The sequence below is a fragment of the Paraconexibacter sp. genome, from assembly GCF_041602235.1.
In the GTDB taxonomy this organism is placed as follows: domain Bacteria; phylum Actinomycetota; class Thermoleophilia; order Solirubrobacterales; family Solirubrobacteraceae; genus Paraconexibacter.
This window is the reverse complement of sequence record NZ_JBFIGP010000027.1, coordinates 1-25781: the sequence shown is the minus strand read 5'-3', so window position 1 is coordinate 25781 and position 25781 is coordinate 1. Positions and strand designations below refer to the sequence as shown.

The 25781-nt window shown below is 73.2% G+C and carries 25 protein-coding genes, 1 tRNA gene and 1 other RNA gene; 16 read left to right on the top strand and 11 right to left on the bottom strand.

The window, feature by feature from the left end; all coding sequences use genetic code 11:
• Positions 1-1178, bottom strand: a 1178-nt coding sequence (locus tag ABYE80_RS03975) for a TldD/PmbA family protein (RefSeq protein WP_372788844.1), incomplete at its 3' end; no start/stop codon positions are given.
• On the bottom strand, positions 1178-2176 hold the full coding sequence (locus ABYE80_RS03970; RefSeq protein ID WP_372788842.1) for an iron-containing alcohol dehydrogenase: 999 nt from the start codon (positions 2174-2176) through the stop codon (positions 1178-1180). The genes ABYE80_RS03975 and ABYE80_RS03970, both read right to left, overlap by 1 nt.
• On the opposite strand from ABYE80_RS03970, the gene ABYE80_RS03965 reads away from it, so the two are divergent.
• Positions 2175-3752, top strand: coding sequence for an alpha/beta hydrolase family protein (locus ABYE80_RS03965; protein ID WP_372788840.1), 1578 nt, complete (start codon positions 2175-2177; stop codon positions 3750-3752). The genes ABYE80_RS03970 and ABYE80_RS03965 overlap by 2 nt on opposite strands.
• A gap of 18 nt (positions 3753-3770) precedes the next feature.
• Here the strand turns inward: ABYE80_RS03965 and ABYE80_RS03960 are convergent, their stop codons facing one another.
• Together ABYE80_RS03960 and hppD are read right to left on the bottom strand one after the other, a co-directional pair.
• Complete coding sequence (locus tag ABYE80_RS03960; RefSeq protein ID WP_372788838.1) at positions 3771-4970, bottom strand: homogentisate 1,2-dioxygenase; 1200 nt, start codon at positions 4968-4970, stop codon at positions 3771-3773.
• A gap of 32 nt (positions 4971-5002) precedes the next feature.
• Positions 5003-6139 (bottom strand): 4-hydroxyphenylpyruvate dioxygenase, encoded by a 1137-nt coding sequence (gene hppD / locus ABYE80_RS03955; RefSeq protein ID WP_372788837.1) that lies wholly within the window; start codon positions 6137-6139, stop codon positions 5003-5005.
• Between the two features lie 73 nt (positions 6140-6212).
• On the opposite strand from hppD, the gene ABYE80_RS03950 reads away from it, so the two are divergent.
• The gene (locus tag ABYE80_RS03950) at positions 6213-6650 is read left to right on the top strand and encodes an Lrp/AsnC family transcriptional regulator (protein ID WP_372788836.1); all 438 of its coding nucleotides are present in this window, start codon (positions 6213-6215) and stop codon (positions 6648-6650) included.
• Here ABYE80_RS03950 and ABYE80_RS03945 read toward each other — a convergent pair.
• A complete protein-coding gene (locus ABYE80_RS03945; RefSeq protein ID WP_372788835.1) occupies positions 6619-6963 on the bottom strand; it encodes a hypothetical protein in 345 nt (114 codons plus the stop codon). The genes ABYE80_RS03950 and ABYE80_RS03945 overlap by 32 nt on opposite strands.
• A 70-nt stretch (positions 6964-7033) precedes the next feature.
• Between ABYE80_RS03945 and ABYE80_RS03940 the strand changes: the two genes are divergently transcribed.
• Positions 7034-7969 (top strand): LysR family transcriptional regulator, encoded by a 936-nt coding sequence (locus ABYE80_RS03940; protein WP_372788833.1) that lies wholly within the window; start codon positions 7034-7036, stop codon positions 7967-7969.
• Positions 7970-7976: 7 nt separating this feature from the next.
• Here the strand turns inward: ABYE80_RS03940 and ABYE80_RS03935 are convergent, their stop codons facing one another.
• A complete protein-coding gene (locus ABYE80_RS03935; protein ID WP_372788831.1) occupies positions 7977-9209 on the bottom strand; it encodes an FAD-dependent oxidoreductase in 1233 nt (410 codons plus the stop codon).
• Positions 9206-10033, bottom strand: coding sequence for a fumarylacetoacetate hydrolase family protein (locus ABYE80_RS03930; RefSeq protein WP_372788829.1), 828 nt, complete (start codon positions 10031-10033; stop codon positions 9206-9208). The genes ABYE80_RS03935 and ABYE80_RS03930 overlap by 4 nt, the downstream gene beginning before the upstream one ends.
• Before the next feature lie 151 nt (positions 10034-10184).
• Here ABYE80_RS03930 and ABYE80_RS03925 point away from each other — a divergent pair, with 151 nt between their 5' ends.
• Entirely contained in the window at positions 10185-11177 is a 993-nt protein-coding gene (locus tag ABYE80_RS03925) for a CAP domain-containing protein (protein ID WP_372788827.1), read from the top strand.
• A 52-nt stretch (positions 11178-11229) separates the two neighbouring features.
• On the opposite strand, the gene ABYE80_RS03920 is transcribed toward ABYE80_RS03925, so the two are convergent.
• A tRNA-Leu gene (locus tag ABYE80_RS03920) sits at positions 11230-11313 on the bottom strand.
• 143 nt (positions 11314-11456) lie between these two features.
• Here ABYE80_RS03920 and lexA point away from each other — a divergent pair.
• Both lexA and ABYE80_RS03910 read left to right on the top strand, forming a co-directional pair.
• On the top strand, positions 11457-12086 hold the full coding sequence (gene lexA, locus ABYE80_RS03915; RefSeq protein WP_372788825.1) for a transcriptional repressor LexA: 630 nt from the start codon (positions 11457-11459) through the stop codon (positions 12084-12086).
• Position 12087: 1 nt separating this feature from the next.
• Positions 12088-12423, top strand: coding sequence for a hypothetical protein (locus ABYE80_RS03910; protein ID WP_372788823.1), 336 nt, complete (start codon positions 12088-12090; stop codon positions 12421-12423).
• 8 nt (positions 12424-12431) lie between these two features.
• Here the strand turns inward: ABYE80_RS03910 and ABYE80_RS03905 are convergent, their stop codons facing one another.
• Entirely contained in the window at positions 12432-12827 is a 396-nt protein-coding gene (locus ABYE80_RS03905; RefSeq protein ID WP_372788822.1) for a DUF3307 domain-containing protein, read from the bottom strand.
• 134 nt (positions 12828-12961) lie between these two features.
• On the opposite strand from ABYE80_RS03905, the gene ABYE80_RS03900 reads away from it, so the two are divergent.
• The 3 genes from ABYE80_RS03900 to ABYE80_RS03890 all read left to right on the top strand — a co-directional run bounded on the left by ABYE80_RS03900 (position 12962) and on the right by ABYE80_RS03890 (position 16723).
• A complete protein-coding gene (locus ABYE80_RS03900) occupies positions 12962-14749 on the top strand; it encodes a PPC domain-containing protein (RefSeq protein ID WP_372788820.1) in 1788 nt (595 codons plus the stop codon).
• A gap of 62 nt (positions 14750-14811) precedes the next feature.
• An RNA gene (gene rnpB, locus ABYE80_RS03895) (RNase P RNA component class A) lies at positions 14812-15147 on the top strand.
• Positions 15148-15403: 256 nt separating this feature from the next.
• The gene (locus ABYE80_RS03890; protein ID WP_372788819.1) at positions 15404-16723 is read left to right on the top strand and encodes a carboxypeptidase-like regulatory domain-containing protein; all 1320 of its coding nucleotides are present in this window, start codon (positions 15404-15406) and stop codon (positions 16721-16723) included.
• Here ABYE80_RS03890 and ABYE80_RS03885 read toward each other — a convergent pair whose 3' ends face one another.
• Positions 16724-17560, bottom strand: a complete 837-nt coding sequence (locus ABYE80_RS03885; protein WP_372788817.1) for a glutathione S-transferase family protein — start codon at positions 17558-17560, stop codon at positions 16724-16726.
• 107 nt (positions 17561-17667) lie between these two features.
• Here ABYE80_RS03885 and ABYE80_RS03880 point away from each other — a divergent pair, with 107 nt between their 5' ends.
• Entirely contained in the window at positions 17668-18642 is a 975-nt protein-coding gene (locus ABYE80_RS03880; RefSeq protein WP_372788815.1) for a glycosyltransferase, read from the top strand.
• Positions 18643-18686: 44 nt separating this feature from the next.
• On the opposite strand, the gene ABYE80_RS03875 is transcribed toward ABYE80_RS03880, so the two are convergent.
• Positions 18687-21047 (bottom strand): penicillin acylase family protein, encoded by a 2361-nt coding sequence (locus tag ABYE80_RS03875; RefSeq protein ID WP_372788814.1) that lies wholly within the window; start codon positions 21045-21047, stop codon positions 18687-18689.
• A gap of 158 nt (positions 21048-21205) precedes the next feature.
• Here ABYE80_RS03875 and ABYE80_RS03870 point away from each other — a divergent pair, with 158 nt between their 5' ends.
• The 6 genes from ABYE80_RS03870 to ABYE80_RS03845 form a co-directional block, all read left to right on the top strand.
• The gene (locus ABYE80_RS03870) at positions 21206-21643 is read left to right on the top strand and encodes an SCP2 sterol-binding domain-containing protein (RefSeq protein ID WP_372788812.1); all 438 of its coding nucleotides are present in this window, start codon (positions 21206-21208) and stop codon (positions 21641-21643) included.
• 78 nt (positions 21644-21721) lie between these two features.
• Positions 21722-22972 carry a hypothetical protein gene (locus tag ABYE80_RS03865; protein WP_372788810.1) on the top strand — a complete coding sequence of 417 codons (1251 nt, stop codon included), beginning with the start codon at positions 21722-21724 and terminating at the stop codon, positions 22970-22972.
• The gene (locus ABYE80_RS03860; RefSeq protein WP_372788809.1) at positions 22969-23274 is read left to right on the top strand and encodes a hypothetical protein; all 306 of its coding nucleotides are present in this window, start codon (positions 22969-22971) and stop codon (positions 23272-23274) included. The genes ABYE80_RS03865 and ABYE80_RS03860 overlap by 4 nt, the downstream gene beginning before the upstream one ends.
• A 43-nt stretch (positions 23275-23317) precedes the next feature.
• On the top strand, positions 23318-23806 hold the full coding sequence (locus tag ABYE80_RS03855; RefSeq protein ID WP_372788807.1) for a hypothetical protein: 489 nt from the start codon (positions 23318-23320) through the stop codon (positions 23804-23806).
• A 90-nt stretch (positions 23807-23896) separates the two neighbouring features.
• Positions 23897-25189 carry a hypothetical protein gene (locus ABYE80_RS03850; RefSeq protein ID WP_372788805.1) on the top strand — a complete coding sequence of 431 codons (1293 nt, stop codon included), beginning with the start codon at positions 23897-23899 and terminating at the stop codon, positions 25187-25189.
• Between the two features lie 31 nt (positions 25190-25220).
• A partial coding sequence (locus ABYE80_RS03845) for a PHP domain-containing protein (RefSeq protein ID WP_372788803.1) occupies positions 25221-25781 on the top strand: 561 nt, incomplete at its 3' end.

Sequence of the window (25781 nt, the reverse complement as noted above, 5' to 3'; positions counted from 1 at the left end):
TTGGTCTCGAGGTAGAGCCCGTCCGCGGTGCTGGAGATGAGATCGTCGAGCGATCCGGCGTCGCCGGGCTCCAGCGAGACGTTGGTCATGCGCACGATGGGCTGGCGGGCGAACCCGTCGGCACGGGCGCAGCCGCCCGAGGAGGCGAGGCCGACCTCGGCCGCCGATTGGCGTGAGGACAACGCCGCCACGAGCATGCCGTCCTCGATGAGCGCGACCCGGCGACCGGCGACACCCTCGTCGTCCCAGCCGAAGGTGCCCAGCCCGCCCGGGAGCGTGGCGTCCGCCGTCACGTTGACGAGCTCCGACCCGTACCGCAGCGATCCCGGCGTGCGCACCGCGTCGCTCCCGACCCAGCTGGTCCCCGCGTAGGAGGCCTCGCCGAGCAGGATCCGGTCGAGCTCCAGCGCGTGGCCGATCGACTCGTGGATCTGCAGGGCCAGCTGCTCACCGTGGAGGATCACGTCGCGGGTCCCGTCGGGGCAGACCGGGGCGCTCAGCAGCTCGATCGCCTCCTGCGCGATCCGGGCCGCGTTTCCGGCGAGATCGAGCCCCAGGACGAGCTCCCAGCCGGCCAGGAGGACCTCGCCGTCGTGGGCCATGGGGTAGGAGCGGACCTGCGTCTCCTGTCCGTCCGTCGCGACCGCCTGGATCCCGGCGCCCGTCAGGGTGCGCTCCTGCGTGCACGCCGCGCCGTCGGTCGTCGCGAGCGCCGTGTGGATCCGCCGCGCCACCGTGTGCGCGGTGGTGACGGCGAGTCGCCGGTCGCCGAGCGCGCGGAGGGCCGCCTCGGCGTCGTGCAGGTGCGCCAGGCGCTCCTCGACCGACAGCGCCAGCGGATCCACCTCGCACGGCCCGGCCCAGTGCCCGCGTGCGGGGGCGTGCGCCAGCGGCGCGAACGGCCCGGACCGGCCGACGGGCAGGGCGCGCGCGACGGCGCTGGCCCTCGCGAGGGCCGCATGCGCTCCGGCCCGGGTCGCGTCCCGCGTGGCCGCGAAGCCCCAGCCGCCACCAACCCGGACCCGGACACCGACCCCGCCGGAGAGCGTGGAGCTGACGACCGAGACCTCCCCGTTCCGCACGGCCAGCGACTCCTCGCGCGTCTCGACGTGACGGGCTTCGGCATGGATGCCCTGGGCCGCGGCGGCATCGCACACGTCCGTGAGGACGTCCAGCATCACCAGGCCTCGCCGTAGATGGCGCGCAGCTCGTCGCGCGAGGCGCGCGGCGGGGTCAGATCGAGCTCGGCGCGCGATGCTGCGGCGTCCGCGCACGCGTCGAGCGCGGACTCGGCCACGCCGAGGTCGCGGATGCAGGCCGCGCCGGCGAGCCGGGCGAGCTTCGCCGCCAGGGCCTCTGTCGGGCCGCCGATCGCCCGGTCGAGCTCGTCCAGCGGCTCCGGGCTGCGCCTGCGGAGCGCCGCCGTGGTGTGGGGGAGGACGACGGCGTTGGCCTGACCGTGCGAGACCCCGCCGACGCGTACGAGCGTCTGCGAGCAGACGTGGCTGAGGCCGTACCAGTTGCCGTCGATCGAGTAGCCCGACAGCAGTGCCGCCAGCGCCAGCGCCTCGCGGTCGGGGTGCTCGTCGTCGTCCCAGGCCCGGGCGATGAGCCGTCCGGCCTCGCGACCGGCGATCGACGGGACGGGCGACGCGAGGGTCGTCAGCGGGCCCTCGACGGCGTGGGCGAGGGCGTTGGCGCTCGACGCGGCGAGGTCCGCCGGCGGCTGGGACGCGCAGACGTCGGGATCGTTGATGACCACGCGTGGTCGTACGCCCGCGACGTCCTGCTTGGTGCCGGCCGCGCGGCGGTGCACGGCGGTCATCTCGGCGGCGGACAACGTCGTCGGGATCGCCGCGGCGCGACGGCCGGTCGCGGCGGCGACCGCCTTCGCGGTGTCGATCACGCGGCCCCCACCGACCGCCACGACGAGGCTGGCGTCGGTCACGCCGAGCCGCTCGACGATGTCCCCGGCCAGGTCCTCCACGAACCCGGCGGGAACGTCGTGGACCTCGTCGGCGGCGTCGACGACGTGGGGTGCGATCTCGCGCCCGCGCTTCGTGGTGAGCAGGACGTAGCCCGAGGCGAGCAGGTCGGTCGCGTCGGCGAGCGCTCCGCGACCGAACCGGATGGTCCGCTCGCCGTCCTGCCAGGTGAAGTTCCGGTCGTCGGCCATGGGCGAGAACCTACCGACCGCGGTCACGTCCGCCGGGGGCGTCGCCTCCTGCGACGCGGTGCTCCTCGGCGGTGACACACTGCACCGGATGCCGGTGTCGAACGTCTTCCTGGTCACCCTGGTGCTGTGCCTCCTCGCCGTGCCGTCCTCGGCGGCTGCCGGGGGGCTGCCGGCGGGCACGTGCAGCGGAGATCCCGCGGTCTCGCACGAGTTCACCGTCGACGTCGCCGGACAGCCCGCCCGGGGCCGGTACGCCCTCCCGGACGCCACGCCGAACACGCTCGTCGTCTTCGCCCACGGGTACTCCCACCGTGTCGAGGGCTGGATCCCCCGGCTGTCGCGCGTCGCCGCCGTCAACCGGGTGCTCACCGTCGCCATGAACTACCGGGGACTCATCGACCTGCCCCCGGACGCGGGCGGCGTGCCGCGGTCCCGTGGGTACCCGGTCAAGGCTGGGGCGGAGGATCTGAACGCCGCGGCGCGCCAGCTGCTGGCGTCGTGCCCGTCGATCCGGAACGTCGTGCTGCTCGGCACCTCGATGGGCGGCAACGTCTCCGGGATGGCCCTCGCCGCCAGGCCCGGGCGAGCGGACGGGAGCCCGCTGTACGACTACTGGGTCGGCGTGGAAGGGGCGTTCAACCTGATCGAGCTCTACGAGGGCTCGCGCGCTGTCGCCCAGGTCAGCGAGTTCGCGGCGAACGCCAAGGCGGACATCGAGAAGGAGACGGGAGGCACGCCCGAGACGCATCCCGACGCCTACCGCGAGCGCACGATCGTGCTGCGCAGCAGCGACATCGCCGCCGCTGGGCTCAAGGGCGTCTGGCTGATCCACGGGATCGAGGACGGACTCGCGCCGTACGACAACGGCCTGCAGCTCACGCGGCTGCTGCGACAGGGCGGGGTGCCGACCGACCTCGTGACGGTCACGCGGCGCGGCGCCGACGACGACCCCGACACCACGCTCAGCGGGTACGCGGGCCTGACGACGGGTCTGGCCGGGCACGGCGGCGAGATCAGCGAGAAGCACGCGGTCATCGACCAGGCCTTCGCTCGGCTGCACGCGCTGCTGTCGACGACCGAGCCCCGTCCGTGCGGGCGCGACTTCGTGTACGACGGTCTGCCTCGGACCATCAGCCCCGATCCGGCGGCGGCGAGCGTCCGGTGCCCGTCGGCGGGGGTGCTGAGTGCGCCGCGCGCTCCGGGCACCCGCGACTGCGTCGACATCACGCGGCCGATCATCTCCCGGGTCGCGGCCAGCATCGGCCGCACCCGGCGGCTGACGATCAGCGGCACCGTGTCGGACCACGCGTGCGACGTGGCTGGAACCGTGACGCGCGTCGACGTCGCCGTCAGCCGGACCCTCGCCCGACGCCGGTGCGCGGTGCTCGACGCCCGCGGGCGCGAGAAGCGGTTGCGGCGCTGCGCGCGCCGACCGACGATCCGCCTGCGGGGCGGCCGGTCGTTCCGGCTGAGGCTTCCGGGGCCGCGTCGGCGGGGCCACTACGCCATCCGCGTCACCGTGCGTGACGCGGCGGGCAACGCCCGAGCCAGGAAGCTGCGCGTGCGGATCCGCTGAAGGTGACGCGGCAGGCGGTCACGCGACACCGCTGCCCGTGCGGTCCGGGTTCCACGAGTACGCGTAGTCCGGCCGGTCCAGGTCCGACCACAGCGACGCGAGCCTCAGGGGACGGAACGTGTCCCACATGACCGCCAGCTCGTCCGTGCGCGTGGCGCCGATCGCCCGCTCGACGGCTCCGGGCTGCGGTCCGTGCGGGAGACCCGACGGGTGCAGCGTGATCATCCCGACGTCCACGCCCTTGCGCGCGGCGTAGTCGCCGTCGGCGTAGAACATGACCTCCTCGGACTGGATGTTCGAGTGGTGGTAGGGGAGGACCACGGCCTCTGGATCCCAGTCGAGCATCCGCGGCGCGAACGTGCAGATGACGAAGTTGGGGCCCTGGAAGGTCTGGTGCGCGGGGGGCGGAAGGTGGAGGCGGCCGGCGCGCGGCTCGAAGTCGTCGGCGTTGAACGTGTAGGGGTAGACGTAGCCGTCCCATCCCACGACGTCGAAGGGGTGGCGGTCCAGCACGTAGGTCTGGTGGCCGTCGCGGACGCGGACCACGACCTCGAACTCGCCCTCCTCGTCGTGGGTCTCGAGCTGGATCGGGCCGTGGAAGTCGCGCTGGCTGAACGGCGCGTGCTCGAGCAACTGGCCGTAGCGGTTGCGGTAGCGGTTCGGCGTCTCGATCTCACCGGGCGTGTGGAACATCAGCCAGAACTGCTCGCTGTCGCCGTCGGGCTCCCAGCGGTGCGTCGTGCCACGCGGGATCACGACGTAGTCGCGCTCCCGGTAGCGCAGCGGCCCGAACTGGGTGCGCAGCTTGCCCTCCCCGCGGTGGATGTAGACCACCTCGTCGCCCTCGCCGTTGCGGTAGAAGCCCGGCATCGGGTCGGTGGGCTTGCAGACGTGCGCCTCGATGTCGGCGTTCCACATGAGCAGCCGTCGGCCGGTCACCGGGTCGCCGCCCGGAACCACCGCGTTGGCGTCGGCGAGCCGATGGACGTGGGCGTCCGGCGTCCACTCCTCGCGGCGGATCGGGACGAACTCCGCCGCGTCGGCGATCCGGCACGGGGAGTGCAGGTGGTAGAGGATCGACTCGTTGCCGCTGAAGCCCTCGTAGCCGAGCACCTCCTCGACCAGCAGGCGCCTGCCGGGGCCACCGTCGCCGTTCCCGTCGTGCCAGACCTGCACGTGTCGCTTGGCGGGGACCTCTCCGAGTCGGACGTAGCGCATGGTGCGAGTCTCCTCTCTGCGCGTCGGGCGGTCTAGAGGTTGCCGCGCCGGTCCTGCTCGCGCTCGATCGCCTCGAACAGCGCCTTGAAGTTGCCCTCGCCGAATCCGCGGGCCCCGTGACGCTCGATGATCTCGAAGAAGACGGTGGGCCGGTCGCCGACGGGCTTCGTGAAGATCTGCAGCAGGTAGCCCTCGTCGTCCTGGTCGACCAGGATCCCCTGTGCGCGGAGGTCCGCGAGTTGGTCGGACACGGCGGGCACGCGGGCGGGGACCTCGTCGTAGTAGCTGTCGGGGATCGTCAGGAACTCGACGCCACGGGCCCGCAGCGCCTTGACGGTCCCGACGATGTCGCGGGTGGCGACCGCGAGGTGCTGGGCGCCGGCGCCCTCGTAGTACTCGAGGTACTCGTCGATCTGGGACTTGCGCTTGCCCTCGGCCGGCTCGTTGATCGGGAACTTGATGCGGCCGTTGCCGTTGGACACCACCTTCGACATCAGCGCGCTGTACTCGGTCGAGATCGCCTCGTCGGAGAAGTGCAGCATCTCGGTCATGCCGAAGACGCGCTCGTAGAAGTGGACCCACTCGTCCATGTGCCCGAGCTCGACGTTGCCGACGATGTGGTCGAGCGCGAGCAGCATCGGGTCCTGCTCGGGACGCTCGTCCTGCACCGCGACGTACCCCGGGAGGAACGCGCCGCGGTAGTCGCCGCGCTCGACGAAGAGGTGCACGGTGTCGCCGTACGCCGCGATCGACGACAGGACGACCTCGCCCTCGTCGTCGTGCTCGACGTGCGGGGCGTCGATGCCGCGTGCGCCGCGACGCAGGGCCTCCGCGTAGGCGTGACGGGCGTCCGGGACGCCGAGGGCGATGACCTTGACGCCGTCGCCGTGGCGGTGCTGGTGGGCGGCGATGGGTGAGTTCGAGGAGAGGGCGCCGGTGAGGACGAGCCGGATCCGGCCCGACTGGAGCACGTAGGAGACGCGGTCGCGGCTGCCGGTCTCCAGGCCGCGGTAGGCGATGCGGCGGAACCCGAACGCATGGGCGTAGTAGTAGGCGGACTGCAGCGCGTTGCCGACCCAGAGCTCGACGTGGTCGACGCCGTGGAGCGGCATGTGGTCGACGGCCTCGTCGGGTGCCGTCGAGGGGTGCGGAGCGATCGTGGTGGCCATGGAGCAATGATCCGCTTGTTCAAGACCGCGAGCAATACCGAAACGTTGCGTCCCCGGCGATAACATGGCCGTCATGGACGAGATCGACCGGCAGATCGTTGCGCTGATGCGGGAGAACGCACGGAGGTCGTTCCAGGACATCGGCGGACGCGTCGCGCTCAGCGCCCCCGCGGTGAAACGGCGGGTCGACCGCCTGGAGGCCGACGGTGTCCTGCGGGGGTACGCGGCGATCGTCGATCACGCGGCGATGGGCTGGCCGACACATGCCTTCGTCGCGCTGTACTGCGAGGGCCGCATGTCGGCGGCCGAGGTCCGCGCCGCGGTCGCCGGACACGCCGAGGTGGCCGCTGCCTACACCGTGGCCGGTGAGGCGAGCGCGATCCTGCACGTCTTCGCGCGGGACACCGGGCACCTCGAGGAGGCGCTGGAGCGCATTCGCGACACGCCCGGCATCCGGCGCACGCAGACGCAGGTCGTCCTCAGCGCGCTGTTCGAGAGACCGGTCGCCTGACGAGTCCGGCGAGCAGGCGCCCGAGGAGCGGCGTGCTCGCCGGCGCGTCGGTGGCGCGCAGTCGCTCGGCCCGCAACCGGAGGTGCGCGACGAGTTCGGCGGTGGGGTGGAACGGGTCTGCGATCGCCCGGCCGCCGGCGACGGGCAGGGCGGCGCGGATCTCGCCGTCGACGACCGCCACGAGGATGTCGCCGGCGGGTTCGGCGGGCGCCGCGTCGAGGGCCGCGAGTCGGCGCAGGGCGACGGCGTCGTCGGCGGTCGCCTTGCGGATCGCGATGATCGGGGTGGTGGAGGCGCTCATGACGGTGGACATGACTTCATGGTGCTCCTCGACACCGATAAGTTCCAATGACATTCCACGGTATGTCGTATAAGATCAGCTGATGCTCGACGTCAAGCGTCTCCGCGTGCTCCGCGAGGTCGCCCTGTGCGGGTCGTTCTCCGCCGCGGCCGACGCGTTGAGCTACACCCAGTCGGCGATCAGCCAGCAGATCGCGGCGCTCGAACGGGAGGCGGGCACGACCCTGGTCGAGCGGTCGGCGCGGGGGGTCCGGCTCACCGAGGCGGGTGAGGCCCTGGTGCGCCACACCGAGGCGATCCTGGCCCGGCTCGCCGACGCGGAGGACGAGCTCGAGGCCATCGCCGGACTGCGTGGCGGCCGGCTGCGGCTCGCGGCCTTCCCCACGGCCGCGGCGACCGTGATGCCGCGGGCGATCGCGCGCTTCCGCGAGAAGCACCCCGCCGTCGAGCTCAGCATGGAGCCGCGGGAGCCCGACGACGCGCTGGCCGCCCTGAAGGCCGGCGAGGTCGACATCGGAGCGGTGATCCTCTCCGACACCGACCAGCCAGAGGTCGAGGGGATGACGCTCACCCACCTGCTGGACGACCCCATGTACGCGATGCTCCCGATCGGGCACCCGCACGCCTCGAAGTCCCGGCTGCGGCTCGAGGATCTCGCGGCCGAGAAGTGGATGCTCGGGTCCACGGGGAAGTGCCCGGACACCCAGATCCTGTTGCGGGCGTGCCTGTCCGCGGGCTTCGACGCGCAGATCGCGTTCCACTCCGACGACTACCTGGCGATCCAGGGACTCGTCGCCTCCGGTCTCGGTGTCGCGCTGATCCCCGACCTGGCGCTCGTCGCCGTCCGCGACGACGTGGTGGTCCGGGCGCTGACGGGCTCCACCCCCGTGCGCCGGATCTTCGCCGCGACCCTCAAGGAGGGCTACTGCTCTCCCGCGACGGAGGCGATGCTGGAGATCCTCACCGAGGTCTGCGCGGACTTCGGTCAGGGGCGCCGGGAGCTGGCGCTCGCCTCCTGAGCGACGGTCAGTCCAGCAGCGCCCGGGCGGCCCGCAGTCCGCTGCGCAGCGCGCCGTGGACGGTCGCCGGGTACCGCGCGTCGGTGTGCTCGCCGGCGAGGAGCAGCCGTCCGTCCCACCGCGGACGCGCGAGCGTCGCCCGGTCGTCCTGGCGGGTCGTGCTCGCGGCGAAGGAGTAGGCGCCACGGGCGTACGGGTCCCGGGTCCAGGCGGTGTGCACCGCACCGGTCGGAGCCGGCACCGCCGCGGTCCCGAACGCGCGGCGCAGCGGCGCGAGTGCCCGATCGGTCGCCTCGCGATCGTCCAGCCGGGCGTGGTGCGCGGCCCGTGCGCCGCCGGCGAGCCCGACCAGGACCGGGAGCCCGTGCGACGGCAGCAGCGAGAGGTGCTCGGTGATCGTCTCGCCCGGCTCCGGGGCGTGGACGAGCAGCTCCGCCGTCCTGGGCCAGAACACCTCGGAGAAGCGCAGGGCGGTCTTCTCGATGCGGCCGACGCCCAGCCGCTCCACGGCCGCGACCAGGGCGTCGTCCGGGGCCGGGTCGGTCGTGATCGCCCCGGACCGCAGCACGCCGAGCGGAACGGTGACGATCACCGCGCCCGCACGGTGGTCCGTGCCGTCCGCGCGGATGACGCGCACGCCGTCCTCGCCGTCGTCGACGATCTCGCTGACCACCGCCCGCCGTCGGATGTCGAGCCCACGAGCCAGCATGCGGGTGAGACGGTCGTAGCCGGACACGACGAGGGCGTCTCCGCCGGGGAACTCGTCCTCCTCCTCGGTGAGCTCCTGGGAGATCTCCTGCGGCTCCGCGCCGTACTCCGTCTGGGTCTCGCTGATGCGCTCGGCGCGTCGCGCCTGGGTGCCGTCCGCGAGGATCAGGGCGGTGTCGTAGTCCGTCGGGTGGGTGCGCGCGCCCGCCCGGCGCAGCAGCGGCGTCACCGGATTGCCGCCGCCGGGGCCATGCAGCCACGCGGCGCCCAGGTCCACCGCGGCGCCGAGCGTGCGGTCGGTCACGATCCGGCCGCCGATCCGGTCGCGGGCCTCCAGGACCACCACCGCTCGGCCCGCGCGCGCGAGCTCCCGCGCGGCCGCGAGCCCGGCGACGCCCGCCCCGACCACGACCACCGGTCCTCCGCCGCCCGCCGCGCGCCCGGAGGACGAGGAGCCGCAGGCGGGGAGCATGGTGGCCGCGGCGGCGATGGACCCGCGCACGAGCAGGTCACGGCGGCTGACCGGACTCATACGATCGGCGTGTCGAGGCGCCCCAGTCCCGGCGCCTCGAGGGTGACGGCGTCACCCGGCTCGAGGAAGCGCTCGGTGCCGGGCAGCGGACCCAGTTCGAGCAGGCACCCGCGCCCGAGCGTTCCGGATCCCAGCACGTCGCCCGGGCGTAGGCGCGTGTCCCGTCCGGCGTGCGCGACCATCTGCGGCCACGACCAATGGGCGGCCTGGGCGGGGGAGCGCGAGAGCTCGGTGCCGTTGACGGTCACCGTCGCGTCGAGGTGCAGCCGCCCGTCCTCGTACGGAAGCTCGTCGGGCGTGACCAGCCAGGGGCCCAGGGACAGCGCGAAGTCCTTGCCCTTGGCGGGACCCAGGCCCACCGTCATCTCCGCGCGCTGGACGTCGCGGGCACTCCAGTCGTTCAGGAGGGCGAAGCCGGCGATCCGGCCCTCGGCGCCGAGGATCGCGGCGATCTCCAGCTCGAAGTCCAGGCGCTGCGTCGCTGCGGGGCGCCGCACCGGCTCTCCGGGGCCGTGGATCGAGGCGGGGTTGGAGAAGTAGAACGCCGGCGCCTCGTACCAGGCCTCCGGGATCTCGCGATCCCGCAGTCGGTTCCCGGTGGCGACGTGCTCCTCGTAGGCGTAGAAGTCCCGGACGCTCGGCGGCTCGGGGACGGGAGCAAGGAGTGTCACGGCATCGACGCCGTGGTCACGCCCGACCTCCTCGTGGCCCTCGCCGGCCAGCCACGCGAGCATCGACGCGGCCCGGAGCTCGACGACGCGGTCGCCGTGCAGGCGGCCGACGCGTTCGACCCCGGCAGGGTCACGGAAGGTCACGAGGCGCATGGGCGCAGCAGGCTATCCGGGGTGGGTCGTGCTCCGCGCGGGTCGTCCCATCCTGCGCAGAACGGTCCCCCGATCGTCCCGGGGGGTCCTCCGGCACGCCGGACGATCATCCGATTGCCGGTGCCTTGCGGCTGGGGGTACGGTGAACGGCATGGGTAGGGGCAACCGGATCGTGGGACTGGCGTTCGTGCTGATCTCGATCACCCCCGGCGCCGCGGTCGCGGCCCCGGCGATCACGAAAGCGAGGCTGTCGACCCCCGCGGTCACCGACAGGCCGGCGGCGCTGGTGGTGCGCGCCGTGGATCGTGCCGCTCCGGTCAGCGGGTTCAGCGCCGACCTCGAGGACGGCACGCGCACCGCGGCGAGCGCCTGCCGGACCTACCACGCGTCGAAGCGACGCCTCGGCCGGCCGTTCCGGGCCGGTGATGCGGTCAGGTTCGTCCTGCGGCCGACGTTCGCGGACGCCGGCGCGACCGTGATGCAGGTCCGCGTCGTGGCGGGCCGCTGCGGCGCGCCCGGGAAGGCCGTCGAGCAGCCGTTCCGGCTCACCGTGACCCGGCCGGGCGAGCCGCTGATCTCGCTGCTGGAGGGTCTCCCCGCGACCATCACGGACCTCGGACTGCTCCCGCCGCTGCCGGCGACGCGAGGCGCCCGAGCCCGTGCCGCCCGGACCAAGCCGTGCACGGGCGCGAGCCAGAAGCCGTGGGTCAAGGGGTTCAAGCAGGCGCGGCGGGCGACCCTCTGCCTGATCAACCGCGAGCGCGGCAAGCGCGGGCTTCGTCGCCTGCGCGAGGACAAGCTGCTCGGTCGGGCGGCGTCCCGCCACTCGCGGGCCATGGTGCGCAAGGGGTTCTTCGCGCACACGGGGCCGGACGGTGTCGACCTCACCGCTCGGGCGCGCAAGGCCGGCTGGCCCAGGAACGGCGCCCGGAGATGGCAGCTCGGTGAGAACATCGGGCTCGGCACCGGGTCCCAGGGGACGCCGCGAGCGGTGGTCCGGTCCTGGATGGACAGCTCCGGGCACCGCGCGAACCTGCTCGACCCGGCGTTCGACCGCATCGGCCTCTCGGTCGTGCGCGGGACCCCGGGCGGGACCCGGTCGGGCGCGACCTACACGACGGACTTCGGGCGCGTCGAACGCTGAGGGCCCCACGACGAGGGCCCGCGGTCGCATCGACCACGGGCCCTCGTTGCAGTGCGCCGGAGAGGACTCGAACCTCCACGAGCTTGCGCCCACCAGCCCCTCAAGCTGGCGCGTCTACCAATTCCGCCACCGGCGCAGCGGGGCGCGGAGTATAGCCAGAGGAGGGTCGCCGACGCGGTGCCGACGATCTCCCTGCGTGCGAACTTGATTCCGTCGCGAGGCCGCGCTACGGTACGAACACGTGTTCGACGCACCCCTCACCGCCGAAGGAGCCCAGGCATGGACCTGACGAAGCGCCAGCAGGAGATCTTCGACTTCATCAAGCGCTATTCGGCGAAGTACGGCTATCCGCCGACGGTCCGCGACATCGGCAAGGCGGTCGGCCTGGCCTCGTCGTCCACCGTGCACGCCCACCTCGCCAACCTCGAGAAGCTCGGGCTGCTGCGTCGTGACCCCTCCAAGCCGCGGGCGATCGAGCTGCTCGACCGCGTGGGGGACACCGTCGCCGACGCGATGGAGAACGTGAAGAGCCTCGTTCGTCCCGGCCTGCCCGTCGTCGGCTCGGTCGCGGCCGGACAGCCGATCCTCGCGGAGGAGAACATCGAGGAGTACGTCAACGTTCCCGCGGCGGCGGGCGGCGAGCAGGGCGAGTACGTCCTCAAGGTGCGCGGTGAGTCGATGAAGGACGCCGGGATCCTCGAGGGTGACTTCGTCGTGGTCCGGCCGCAGGAGACCGCGAACGACGGCGAGATCGTCGTCGCGCTGGTCGGGGAGGACGCGACGGTCAAGCGCTTCTTCCGGGAGTCCGACCACGTGCGGCTCCAGCCCGAGAACGCGGCGATGGAACCGATCCGCAGCAAGGACGTCCGCGTGATGGGTCGCGTCGTCGGGCTGTTCCGGAGCGTGTGACATGGCTCCCGTCTCCACCTTGATCCCGGCCACGCGAGCACGGCGTGTCCCGGGTGACGACGGTCGGACGATCTCCGCGCGCGACGCGCGCCTCGTTCGCCGCGAAGAGCCGACGGCGCTCGGCGGACCCTCGCCGATGACGACGACGGTGCCGGCAGCGCCCGCGGTGGGCGGCCAGTCGCTCGACGAACGCCTCGTCGACGCCTGGGAGGGCCTGGTCACCCACCGCAGCGTTGCGTGTCCGATCTGCGCCGGCGTGCTCCGGCCGCGGTACGGCGCCACGTCGCGCACGCCGATCGGCGGACGCTGCGAGACCTGCGGCAGCACCCTGTCCTGAGTGCAGCCTCAGGCGGCCGCGAGCAGGGCGGCGCCGAACAGGACCACGAGGTGCGCGCTCTGGTCGATCGCGATCCAGAGCGGTGATCCGAACGGGGCGGTCGTGCGCTTGACCTTGCGCACGTAGGCGACGAGCAGGCGGCCGTCGTCCTGCACGAGGTGCGTCCCGAGCACGATCAGCCCGACGAGCGCGGCGCGGGCGGCGTCGGACCCATCGGCGATCCACACCAGCGCGGGGAGGAACGGGATCGCGTAGGTCGCCACGTGGCTGAGCAGCGCGTGGCGGCGTACGGGATCCCGCCCGAGCCCCCCGTGCTTGTGCGTGGCCTGGAACTCCGTCTGCAGCAGGAAGTCGCCTGTGCAGTGGCAGACCAGCAGGACCCAGACGACCTCGCTCCACTCCATGTGCGAGCGACCGTACCCGGACCAGCACCGTCGGGGGCGGCGTGTGCCCCATGCCACACGAGTCGACCGACGGGCGAGGAGGTCTTCGACCGACGGTCGAGCTTGATGGGTCCGTGCCCTGCGTTGGGGTGTCCATGCAGATCCACCGCACTGTCCTGGCGGCCGCACTGGCCGCCGCCGTCCTGCCGTCCATCGCGTCGGCCCACACCGGTCGCGCCCTCGTCTCGGAGCTCCCCGTTGCCCGCTACGCCGAGCCGCAAGCGGCCCCCGAGGGGGAGATGACGCTGACCCTCGAGCAGTCCCGCTTCTGGCTCGGTGGGCAGATCGACAACGGCAACGTCCTGGACGCCTCGCTGTGCGACGTGATCGCGCCGTGCCCGGAATGGCAGCTGCGGCTGACCGAGGCCGGGAGCCGGCTGCGCGTAGCGATCGACACTCCTTCACGCGAGGACAGCTTCGAGCTCCAGGTGCTCGACGCGGCCGGTGCGGTCGTCGGCTCGGGGAGCGCCTCCAACCAGTTCAACGGCGAGGCGTTCGTCGCACAGCCCGCCCCTGGGGTGTACACCGTGCGCGTCGTGCCCAAGGGCGCCACCCAGGCGTTCTTCCGCCTGCGCGCCAAGCTGGAGAAGGCGCCGGAGGCGCCCGCGGACCCCAAGCGCTCGCTCCTGCCGAACCTCAAGGCCGTCCCGCCGTACGAGTTCAACTTCACCGCCCCCGCGAACCCGGCGAACGGCCTCTACCCGCCCGACACGGTCAACCCGCCGCTCGCCGCCGCCGGGTACGAGCCCGTCTCGTGCGCACCCGACGAGCTCGCGCCCATCGCGGCCGGCGGACAGGGCGCGATCGACTGCCTCCGGCTGACCAGCGGCCCGATCAACGTCGGTGAGGGTCCGTTCGTCAAGAAGTTCTACTACGCGCAGGACACCGCGGCGGGGAGCACCGAGCCCGCCACCCAGCGAGGGCCGGCATCCCAGACGATCTACCACGCGGACGGCAGCACCTCCACGCGCCCGGCCGGCCACTACAGCTTCCACAACACCCACGCCCACTTCCACGACGAGGGGATCCTCACCTACGAGCTGTTCCGGGTGATCGAGGGCCGCGACGGGAAGGACCTGACGCCGGCCGGCATCGGCACGAAGTCCGGCTTCTGCCCCGCGGATCAGCTGTTCGGCGAGTGGCGCACCTTCACCCAGGACCCGACGGGCATGTTCAGCGAAGGCGACACGGCGACCGGGTCGTGCTTCTCCCCGAACGACGGGACCTTCGCCCTGACCCGCGGGTGGGGGGACGTCTACCGCTGGCAGCGCCCCGGGCAGTTCGTCGAGTGGTCCGGCAACACCGACGGCTACTTCGTCGTCCGCACGACCGTCGACAAGGGCAACGTCACGCTCGAATCCGACGAGACCGACAACAGCTCCTACGCGCTGATCAAGGTGACCGGTCGGCGCATCGAGACGATCGAGCGCGGCCAGGGCCTGAGCCATCTCGATCCGACCAAGGAGGTCTTCACGGGCTTCGGTCCGGCGTCCCGGGATCCGTTCGGCGGGGACCTTCCGCCCGCCGGCACGGCCCCTGCCGTCGAGAAGGACGACGTGGCCCCGAAGGTCACGCGGCTGCGGTTCGTGAAGGGCCGCGGGACGGGACCGCGGCGCCGGCGGGCCAAGGTGCGTTTCGCGATCAGCGAATCGGCGACCGTGAAGCTCACGGTGACGAGGACCACCGGGTCCGGGAAGAAGCGCAAGGTGCGCCGCGTGGGCACGATGCGCATGCGCGTGCGCAAGGGGACCACGACGCGGGTCCTGAGCGCGAGGCTCGAGCGCTCGGTCCGGCGCAAGGGCTCCTACACCTTCGGCGTCGTGGCGCGCGACACCGCGGGGAACACCCGGGCAGCGCGCCCGCTGCGCCTTCGGGTGCGGTAGCCCGCTGGACGGCGGCGCCATCGCGGGGCTCGCGCGCCCCGCTATGGCGCGCTACCGTGCAGGGTGCACGTCAGGCAACCGCGGAGGTGCGAGTCACCATCGAGGAAAGTCCGGACATCACAGGGCGCGGTGGTCGGGAAGCCGACCCGGGGAAACCCGCGGGAAAGTGCCACAGAAACACACCGCCGATGGCGCGCTCGCACGTGCAGCGCGCACAGGCAAGGGTGAAATGGTGCGGTAAGAGCGCACCGGCGTCGTGGTGACACGGCGGCCAGGCAAACCCCACCGGATGCAAGACCGAGCAGGACCGCTTGAAGGCTGCCCGCCGAGGTCCAGGTAGGTCGCAGAGATGGATGGTTGCCCAACGACAGAATCCGGCTTATCGACGTGCTACGGAAAGGGCCCCGCTCCGGCGGGGCCCTTTCTATGCTCCGGCGGCTTTCCGGCAGATCTGGCCGAATGGGGGATGGCGATAGGTGTTGCAGATCTGAGACGCTCGGCCGGTCCGGTGCTGAGGAGTTGCCCGGACCACACTGCAGCCGCCCGAAAGGACGCCGGATGCGCCGTCTCGGCCTTGTCACAGCCATCGCCACCTCCTGTCTCACGCTTCCAGCGTCGGCCTCGGCCTCGGAGACCAAGGAGTTCCCGGTCACCATGGACTGGCGGATCGGTCAGCTCAAGGCGCACACCTGTACGTCGTGGGGGCTGGCGACGTGGAAAGCGCAGAAGGGCGCGACCGCGTGGCAGATCATCGCCCAGTTCAACGGCAAGGAGCGCCGGGTACGCGTCTCCAAGCCGTTCCACGACGCGACGTTCACGAAGTACGGCTGGAGGCCGGGCAAGGGCAAGCACTGGCACGGTCTGAGCTACTCAGGGCGGTCGCACGGCGGCGGCAAGCCCGTGAGCTGCGGCGATCTCCAGGCCAAGCAGAAGGCCCTCTACGGGAAGGTGGTCATCCGGATCACCATCCCCGACAGCGCGAAGATCGTCGGCAAGGTCACCGGTCCCGGCGGCGTCCCGGTCGAGGGGGTCAGGGTCAGGGCCGGCGGCGCGGGCAGCGACCGGACCGACGCCAAGGGCGCCTACGAGATCGACGTGCCCGAGCGGACCCGCACCTATACGGTCCGGCCCAGTCGCTCGGGCGCGAAGTTCCGCCCGTCGAAGCGGCGGGTCAGGGTGAAGGCCGGTCAGGTCAGACGAGCCAACTTCCGCATGAAGGGCTACGTCATCTCCGGGCGGATCAAGCAGAAGTGCGACGGCGGGTCGTCGTGCGTGAACAACCCGATCGGCGGTGCGCGCGTCACGGCGAAGCGCAGCGGTCGCACCGCTCTGGCCACGACGGCAGCCGACGGCGACTACGCGCTCGTCGTGCCGCGCAAGGGGACCTGGCGCGTCGTGCCCACGGGCAAGGGCATGGCGATGAGCCCGAGTCGCCGGACCGTCAAGGTGCGGTCCAGCCGCGTGCGCGGGAAGGACTTCGACGCGTGCGCAAACGCCAGGAGCACGTCGCTGCGGTCGCCGCTCGCCACCGCGGCCCAGAGCGGCGAGACGACGTTCTCGGGTACCCGGGCCCTCGGCGCCTGCACCACGACCGTCACCGCCCACTGGGCGAACACCACGATCGCGAGGTTCGTCGTCGAAGGTTCGGCGATGTGCCAGGTCGGGGACACCGACCAGGGCCTGCGCTATCCGCCCATCACGTTCAGCCGCCCCCCGGCCAGCCCGCCGGCTCCGTACCAGGGGATGACCCGCACGCGGATGCTCGTCGACGGTGACATCGACGGTCCCGGTGCCAGCCTTCTCACGGGCGGCTCGGAGGTCTGGGCGCAGTACTCGCCCGCTCCGTCCCCACCCGCGGAGATCAACGTCTACAGCGTGTTCGTCCAGCTCGTCCTCACACCGAAGGACGGCACGTTCGACCGGTTCAAGTGCACCGGTGGGTGGGAGCGGAGCCCGTTCCTCATCAAGCCGTAGTCACGCCGCCGGCGGATCCGCCACCGACGGTCGGGCAAGCCATTCCGGCGGAAGGACCGCCGGAATGGGCGGCAGCGGGTCGTCCTCGCGGGGAAAGGCGGGGAGGAGCTCCAGCGCGGCACGTCCGCAGGCGTGCGGCTCGATGACCGGGCGGAGGTCCTCGTGGGCCATGAGCAGCCGCAGGGACGCCAGGATCTGGAAGTCCGCCGCGTTGCGCTGCGGGCCCCCGATGACCCCGGCGGCCAGGAGACCGTCGGCGTGGTCGAGCAGGGCCGGCAGGCGGGCGAGGTCGTCCCGCACGCTCTCCTGCGTCGCGCCGGCCCGGACCCGGCCGAAGAAGATCATCACGGGCTTGAAGACGTAGCCGAACGCGGTGGGGAACGGCCACCCGATCACCTCGCGGGCCATCCACGCCCGGACGCGGTTGTCGCGCTCGCCGGCCCAGCGGAAGACGCGGCGTGCCAGGGCCTGCAGTTCGTCGTGGCCCCACTGCTCCGCGTCGACGACCGCCTGCCGGGCCGATGGGTCGGCCGGGAAGAGCGGGCGGTCGGGGGCCAGTTCGTCGAGGGCTCGGGACAGGGACAGCGTGCCGGTGATCCTGCGGTCGCCGAGACGCACGGCGGGGACCGTCGCGGGCCGGAAGCCCGCCGCCCACGCCACGGGCAGGTGCAGGCCGGGGAGGATGTTCCACTGCGTGAACGGGATCCCGGTGTGCTCGAGCATCATCCGTGCGGTGACCACGGGGTGGGAGTGCCGCAGGCCGTAGAGCTTCACGGGCGGCACGCCGCCGGTCGTCCGGTCCTGCGACCGCTCTCTCCCTGCCTGCGAGTCCGCCATCGTCCCTGTCTCCTTGGTCGTGAGGTAGGCGAGACCCTGACACGTCCATGCCGGTCGCGTCGGACGCCCGCCTGTTCGGCCGAGATGCCGTCTACGCTTCGCCGCGCGTGCGCATCCTCATCGTCAGTCAGATGTGGCCCGGACCGGATGACCCGGACCTCGGGATCTTCGTGAAGGACATCGCCACGCACCTCGAGGCGCTCGGTCACGAGGTCGATCACGCCGCGATCACGCACCGCGGCGGCGGCCCCGCCAAGCACGTCCGGCTCGCGCGCGACGCGGTGCGTACCGCTCGCGCGACGCGCCCCGATGTCGTGTTCGCCCACTTCCTCTTCCCGGCCGGGGCCGCCGCGCTCGCGGCGGCGCGTGCCGTGGGGGTCCCGCTGGTCGTCATGGCCCACGGTCAGGACGTGGCGAACCTCGCGCGGCGGCCGATCCGCATCGCGACCGCGCCCGTGCTCCGCGGCGCGGCAGCGGTCATCGCGAACTCGCGCTGGCTCGCCGACCGGATTCCCGGGGGCGCCGACGCGATCATCGACTGCGGCGTCGACACGGAGCTGTTCGCCCCGCGACCACGGCCGCCCGGTGCCGGTCCGCGGTTCCTGTGCATCGGGTCGCTGATCGAGCGCAAGAACGTGGTCGCGCTGGCCGACGCGTTCGCGGAGCTCGGCGAGGGCGAGCTGACGTTCGTCGGCGACGGCCCGCTCCGTGGGGTGCTGGAAGGACGACCGGGCGTCGTCCTGGCGGGCCGCGTCCCGCACGGGGAGGTCCCCGACTGGATCGCTCGCTGCGACGTGCTGTGTCAGCCGTCGCTCACGGAAGCGTTCGGGCAGGCCGCGCTCGAGGCGATGGCGATGGCCCGGTCGGTCGTGGCGACCACCGAGGGCGGACCACCGGAGTTCGTCACCCCGCAGGTCGGGGTGCTCGTGCGTCCGGGCGACCAGGCCGCGTTGGTCGCCGCGCTGCGGTCCGCGGCGGCGCTGGGAACGCCGAACCCTGCCGCCCGCGCGGCGGCGCAGGAGCACGACCTGCGCCGGCAGGTCGGCCGCATGGCCGACGTCCTGCAGGCCGCGCTCGGCTGAACCGACCCCCGCCAGGGCCGTGCGCCCGGGACGGGAGCGTCAGCTCACGGTCCGACCTCGACGACCTGCTCCCAGGTGCCGCGGTCGAAGAACGGCAGCTCCGGCGCCTGACCCGCGCCCTGTGAGCCGACCTTGTACATCTTGCGCGGATCGCGCCAGCGGGCGGGGTCCGGGGTACCGAAGCGCTCGGAGAGCTCCTTCGCCGTCGCGACGGCCGCCTGACGGAGATCGTCCACCGCCAGGGTGCGCAGCGCGTACGCGGCGCCGGGCGTGATGTCGAACTCGTGGCTCGTGCCCGGCCGCCCGTCGAACCGCGCGACGCCCGGACCGAGCCGGCCCAGGGCGATGGCGGCGGCGCGGTGCTTGAACGCCACCCAGATGGCGACCCCGGGATGCACGGTCCCGGCGGCGTCGGTCTCGTGGTAGTCGCCGTCCCACGCCAGCAGGGTGTCGAGCACGGCACGGGCCTCCCCGTCGGCTCCACGCTGCGCCGCGCGCAGGCGCGTGCGGGTGACGGCGAGCACCCGCTGCTGCGCGGTGGTGCCCGCGCGGCGGATCGTCGCCTCGGACGCCTCGAAGCTCGGGTCGCGGTGCAGGCGGCGCACGAGATCCATGAGGAACGAGCCGCGGTGGAAGGCGCCGCTGATCCGCTCGGGCGACTCCCCGTCGCCGTTGGTCCAGTCCTGGGACGGCACGTTGTTCCAGTTCGCGAGCCACCCCTGCTTGGGGTTGATCACCCGCGGGGTCTTGGTGCGGTCGACCAGCCCGGGCCACTCGGCCTCGCCCGTGCCCGGGTAGGGCAGGCGGTCGTCCCAGCCCTTCGGGCGCTGCTGGAAGAGGCCGGGATGCCAGTACCCGATGTTGCCCTTCGAGTCGACGGCCATGACGTTCTCGTTCCAGGTGACCATGTTCATGGCGCGATCCACGTCCTGGATGGACCGGGCGGCGTTGAGCGCGGCGATCCCCTCGATGGTCTCCACGTCCCGCTTCCAGATCGCGTAGCGGCGCGCGTAGGCGACGTTGCCCTCGCGCAGCTGCACGGGCCCGTGCACCGTCCGGCAGATCCGCTCGGTTCGCTGGCCCACCTCGGGGGCATCGGCACCGATCAGCGCCGAGACCGTCTTGAGGTAGGTGAAGGTCTCGTCGCGGCACTCCATCTGCCGCTCCTGGCCCTTGTGCATGTAGTGCTCGGGCTTGCCCGGGACGAGCTGCTCGGCGTACAGGTCGTCCTCGTCGGAGAGCCCCGACGTGAAGCCCCAGGCCACGGAGCCGTTGTGCCCGATGCCGATCACCGGCACGCCGGGCGCGGTCACGCCGCGGATGTCCTGCCCCGGCCAGTGGACCTCGACCTCCACGAACAGCTCGGGCGTGGAGAACCCGAGCTGGGGGCCGTTGAAGAGGTAGGCGCGTCCGTTCTTCCCGCGGACCGCGAACATCGACGAGCCGCCGGTCCGCCCCATGCGCCCGGCGTCGAGCAGGGCCTTGCGGGCGGGAGCCGCGGCCTGCTCCTCGGTCGGCTTCGGGAGCGTCTCGGCGAACGCGACGGAGCGCTTCAGCGCGGCCCGCTCCTCCTTGGCGGAGCGGCGGCGGCCCTGGCTGAAGCGGCCCTCGGACGCCGGGATCGTCGGACGCCGGCCGGCGGTGCGCAGCGGCAGGACGCGCTGGAGCGCCCGGATCCCCGACTGCTGCACGGTGCGCAGGTTCGCGAGCTCGTTGCCGTCGCCGGACGGAACGGTACGGGCGAGGAAGACGCCGACGGCGATGCTGTCGTCGATCGTCCACGGGGTGGGGATCTTCGCGACGGCGGCGTACTCGCCGGGGAGATCGCCCGGGTTGAGGCGCACGTGATCGATCCAGGCGTTGACCCCGTCGCGGTAGGCCCGGATCCGCAGCTGCAGCGCGGGGCTGAGGTCCTCGTACATCCGCCGCCGTTCGGCCTCGGTGTAGTAGTCGCGCCGCGAGACGAGGTCGTCCTCGAGCGCGTCCTGGCCGATCAGCTCGGCCAGGCGGCCCTTCGTCGCGTGCCGGAACGCCTCGAGCTGGAACAGGCGGTCCTGGGCGATGGCGTAGCCGGCGCCGAACCACGCGTCGGCCTCGGTCGCTCCGCGGACCGCGGGCACGCCCGCGGCGTCGCGGGTGATCGTCACGCCCGCACGCGGCGACTCGGTGCCGCCGACCGGCTTGTCGATCTGGAAGGTCAGCGGCTTGCGCTTGAAGTCGATGAACAGCTGGTTCTGGTCGTACAGGTGTGGCGATCCGGTGCCGTCCACCAGGCCGCCGAGCGAGACGAACCCGCTCTGGCCGGGAGGGAGGACCCCCTCGGCGCGGAGCACGGCCGCGCCCGCGGGCGCGGCAGATGTGAGCGCCGCGAACGTCGCGGCGGCGAGCAGGAATCGGCACCCCATGAACGGAAACGTACTGTTGAGCGCCGACGCACGCTGCACTCGCCGTGCGGACGGGCCCCGATGAGGAGCCGTAGCATCGCGGTCATGCGATCCGGTCTCCTCCACGAACTGCCGCTCCCGCGGCGTCGTCCGGCGCGGGTGCCCGCCGGTCGGTCGCGGTGACCTCGGGCTCCTGGCGTCCGGGGGGCGAGGCGCGGGGCAGCAAGGTGCTCCGCGCGTTCGTCGCGCGTAGCGGCGATCGGCGTCTGGAGCGCACGATCGGGTCGGCGCGGGGGCTGCGCGTGGTGTTCAGGGCGATGGCGTCGAGGTTCGATCCCGCGGCGGCCGGGGGGTTCACCGGCGACCTCCGCTACGAGTTGCGGACCGCCGGAGGGGAGGTCCGCACCTGGACGGTCACCTGCCGGCTGGACGGCGCCACGGCGCGGTCCGGGGCGGCTCCCGACCCCGCGGTCACGCTCAAGCTCGCGCTGGCGGACTTCGCGCGGCTCGCCGCGGGTGAGCTCGACCCGGGTGCCGCCCTGCTGGCCGGTCGGCTCGACCTCGAGGGCGACTTCGCGGTCGCCACGCGGCTCGGCGAGATGTTCGGTCGGGCCTGAGACACCCGCGGGCAGCGAGATGGCTTGCCGCCGTCCGTCGGTCATGCGAACATGTGTTCCCATGACCGAAGTCGCCCTGTGATCGTCTGCGTCCTCCTGCCGCGCCTGGAGTTGTCCGTGGCCCTCGGTGGGGGCAGGGCCCTGCTGGAAGGGCCGTCCGCGCTGGCTCCGGAGCCGGGGCGGGAGCAGCTCGTCGGGGAGGTCTCGGCCGCGGCGGAGGTCTTCGGGATCCATCCGGGGATGCGTCTGGGAGAGGCGCTGGCGCGCTGTCCGAACCTGGCGCTCGTGCCGCCCGACCCTCTGGGGGTCGCGGACGCATGGGAGGGCGTGGTGCGGGCGCTGGAGTCCATCGGTGCGGAGGTCGAGGTCCAGGCTCCCGGCCTCGTCTGCTTCGACGGCGCGGCGCTGCGACGGCTGTACGGGGGGGCCGATCGCGACGATCCCGCGGCCCGGCTGCGAGAGCGGAGGCCGGGCCGCCGCCTCTCCACGCAACCACCGGCCTGGCTGGATGGGGTGGTCGCCGCGACCCGTCGGGCGATCGACCGTCCGGCCCGGATCGGAGCCGGGCCCTCGCGGTTCTGCGCCGTCGCAGGGGCGGTCCGGGCCCGATCTCGGCGCGCCGAGATCGTCGCCGGCGCAGCGGATCTGACGGATGCTCCGGTGACGCTGCTGCGTCGGGACGCGCGGTGCCGGGACCTGGTGGCGCCGCTGGAACGGCTGGGCATCGCCACGCTCGGCCAGCTTGCCGCGCTTCCGCGTCCGGCAGTCGCCGATCGCTTCGGCCCGGCCGGTCTGCACGCGCGTGAGCTCGCCATGGGGATCGACGACCCCCTGCGACCGCGCGTCGCCGGAGAGCGGCTGGAGGAGGTGCTGGATCTCTCGGAGGCCGCCTCGGGCGCCCAGCTCGGTCGGGCGCTCGAGCTGCTGGTGGATGGTCTCCTGGCCCGGCGGGAGCGCCGCGGGCGGGCCCTGCGGGTCGTCGTCCTCGGGGCCAGGCTGGTGGAAGGGGGTACCTGGCGGGAGCGGGTGGTGTTCCGTGAGCCGCTCGCCGACCCTGAGCGGATGCGGCTGGTCCTGGGTGCCCGCCTCGCGACCCTGCCCGCCCCGGCCGAGACGCTGCGACTGTCCGTGGAGCGGTTCGGTCCCCCGGCCGCGGTGGGGGACGCGCTCTTCGACGATGCCCGCACCCGGCGACGGGCACGCCTGCGGGAGGCCGTGCGCCAGGCCCGCGCGGTCGCCGGACCCGATGCGGCGTTGCGCGCGCTGGCCGTGGACCCGGACTCCCGGGTGCCGGAGCGCCGCGTGGTCCTGACCCCGTTCGAGGTATGAGCGCCGCCGACGGCGCCCGGACCGGTGCTCCGCGTCGCCCCCGGGGCGCCGGTGCCCCGCGGGCGGCGAAGCGTCTCGGCGCCCCCGTTCCCGTGACGGTCCGGGCCGATCCGTCGACCGGACGGCCCCGGCGGGTCGACCGCCTCGACGTCGAGGCGGTGCGCGAGTCCTGGCTGGTCGAGGACCGCTGGTGGACGACCGTCCCGTTGCGGCGTCGCTACTGGGAGGTCGTGACCGTCTGCGGACGGGACCTGACCGTGTTCCGTGATCTCGAGGACGGCCGCTGGTGGCGCCAGCGGTAGCCCGCGGGATCCCGGCGGGCGGCACTCCCGTACCTTCTCGGCGATGTCCGTCCCCACCTACCGAGAGCGGCTGCAGGTCGAAGGCGCCGCGCTCGCCGTGCTCGGTGGCCTGGGGTCGGCAGGGCTGCTGGTGTTCGTGGACGAGTCCACGCGACTCCCCGGCAACACCATCGGTCAGCTCGCGGCGGTCGCGGTGCTCCTGGCGGTGTTCGGTCCCCGCTTCGTCGGGCGCTGGCTGGACGGGGCGCATCCGGTCCTGGCCGGGACGGATCCCGGTTCGGGTGAGCCCACGCCGCTGTGGCACCTCCCGCTGGTCGTCCTCGTGCTGACGGTGCCGATCGGTCTCGTGGCGGGCTGGGACGCAGGCCTGCGGGTCACCGCCGGCTGCCTGCTCGTGGGCGTGGCGCAGGCGCTCCCGCTCGCCCGGCTGGTCGCGCGCCGGGAGCGTGAGCAGGGCGTGGTCTACGTGCGGCTCCCGGGCTCGCGGTTGGGCAAGGGCACGAAGCTCGGCGCGATCCCCGCGGGACGCTGACGGAACCGTCACGGCAGAAGTCACGCGACCGTGACCGTCCCGGCACCGCTGCGTCTGGATCCGTGACGCGCGGCACGCCAGCCTGGTGCCATGGTCGACCGAGGACGCCGGCGGGATCGTGGGCAGGCGGCGCTGGAGTACCTCGCGGTCCTCGCCGTCGCGGGCGTGGCGCTGACCGTGGGGGTGGGCGCGGCGATGGCCCGGGGTGGGGGTGTCGCCTCGGCCGTGCGGGCGCAGATGGTGCGCGCGCTGTGCATCGTGACCGCCGGGGACTGCGACCGCGATCGCGCGCCCTGCGTGCGGAGCAGCCGTCGGACCGCCGACGGCGGGCACCTCGACCTGCTGCTCGTGCGCGTCGGCAAGGACCACGTCGCGCTCCTGGAGGAGCGCTCCGACGAGCGGTTCGACGTGACGCTGGTCGATGCGTGGCAGGCCGGTCCGCAGGCGGGTGTCGGGGCCGGCGGCTTCGTGCGATGGGGGTCGGGAGGCGCGGCGGTCCGGGGTGAGTTGCGGGCGGCCCTGCTCGCCCACGAGGGGCGCGGGCGGACGTGGACGGTCGGATCGCGGCAGGAGGCCGAGGCGCTCGTCGGGAGCATCTCCGGCGTCCGGGCCGCGCTGCTGCCGCAGGCGATCCGGGGCGGCGCGCTGCCCCCGCCCGACCAGACCTTCTACGAGCACGGCTGGGGGGTCACGCTCACCGGGTACGCGGGCCGCGGGATGCGCCGGACCGGGCGGCTGGCGATCGCCGCTCGCGACATCGACGGCGCCCGCCACGATCGCCGGACCGGGCACGAGACCCTGTACCTGGCCCGCTCGAGCGGGCTGTCCGGGGAGCTCGATGCCGCGTCGGGCGGCAGCCTGCGAGGCGGGTCGGTCGCCGGCGCCGCGGAGGGGGAGCACGTGTGGGCGATCGAGACGGACGGCAACGGCCGTCCGCTGGACCTCATGATCCTCTCGACCGGGGAGTACGCGGGCAGCTTCAGCCTGCCGACGCGCCTGCAGCGGGTGGCGGGGTTCCTCGCGGCGCCGGCGAAGGACGCGCGTCGTTACGAGGCGGAGGTCCACCTCGACCTCACCGACCCCGAGAACCTCGCCAGCGCCACCGCGTTCCTGGACGCCGTGTGGTCCGGCGCCCCGCGTCCGGGGCGTGATCGCGTGCCGGTCTCCGATCGGCTCGCCGCCAGGATCGAGGGTCACGCGGTCATCCACGCGCGGACCTATGCCGTGGACGGGCGCAGCTACGGGGCCGGAGGACGGGTCGCCGCGGGCGGCGGGGTGGGCGGCGCGGCCGGACGCGAGGTCCAGACCGCCCGTCTGCTGGCGGCGGTGACCCGCGGTCCGGACGGCACCTGGCAGCAGCGCACGGACTGCATCACGGCGTGACGGCGTCCTCCGTCCGTGCGAACATGTGTTCGTGTCCTACGTCGAGCTCCACGGCCATTCGGCCTACTCCTTCCTCGACGGCACCTCGCAGCCGGAGGAGCTCGTGGTGGCGGCGCTGGAGCGCGGCTACGAGGCGTTCGCGCTGACCGACCACGACACGGTCTCCGGCTCGATGGAGTTCGCGCAGTCGGCCAAGGCCCTGGGGCTGCGAGCCCTGCACGGGACGGAGCTCACGCTCGACGACGGCCGGCACCTGACGCTGCTCGTCCGCGACGCGACGGGCTGGCGGAGCCTCTGCCGTCTCCTCACGCGCGCCCACGCCCACACCCGCGAGGGCGGTCAGGACCGGCGGATCGCCCGGCCACCCTCGGTCGCCCTGCAGGACGTCGTGGACCACGCGGAGGGGCTGGTCTGTCTCAGCGGCTGCGCCCGTCACGGCGTGCGTGACGAACCGACGCTGCGGACGCTGCGGCAGGCGTTCACTCCGGCCGGGCTCCGCGTCGAGCTGCAGCGGCCCTTCGCCCGTCATGACCGGGCGCGCAACCGCGCCCTCGAGGTGCTCGCCCGGCGCCTGGAGCTGCGGTGCGTGGCC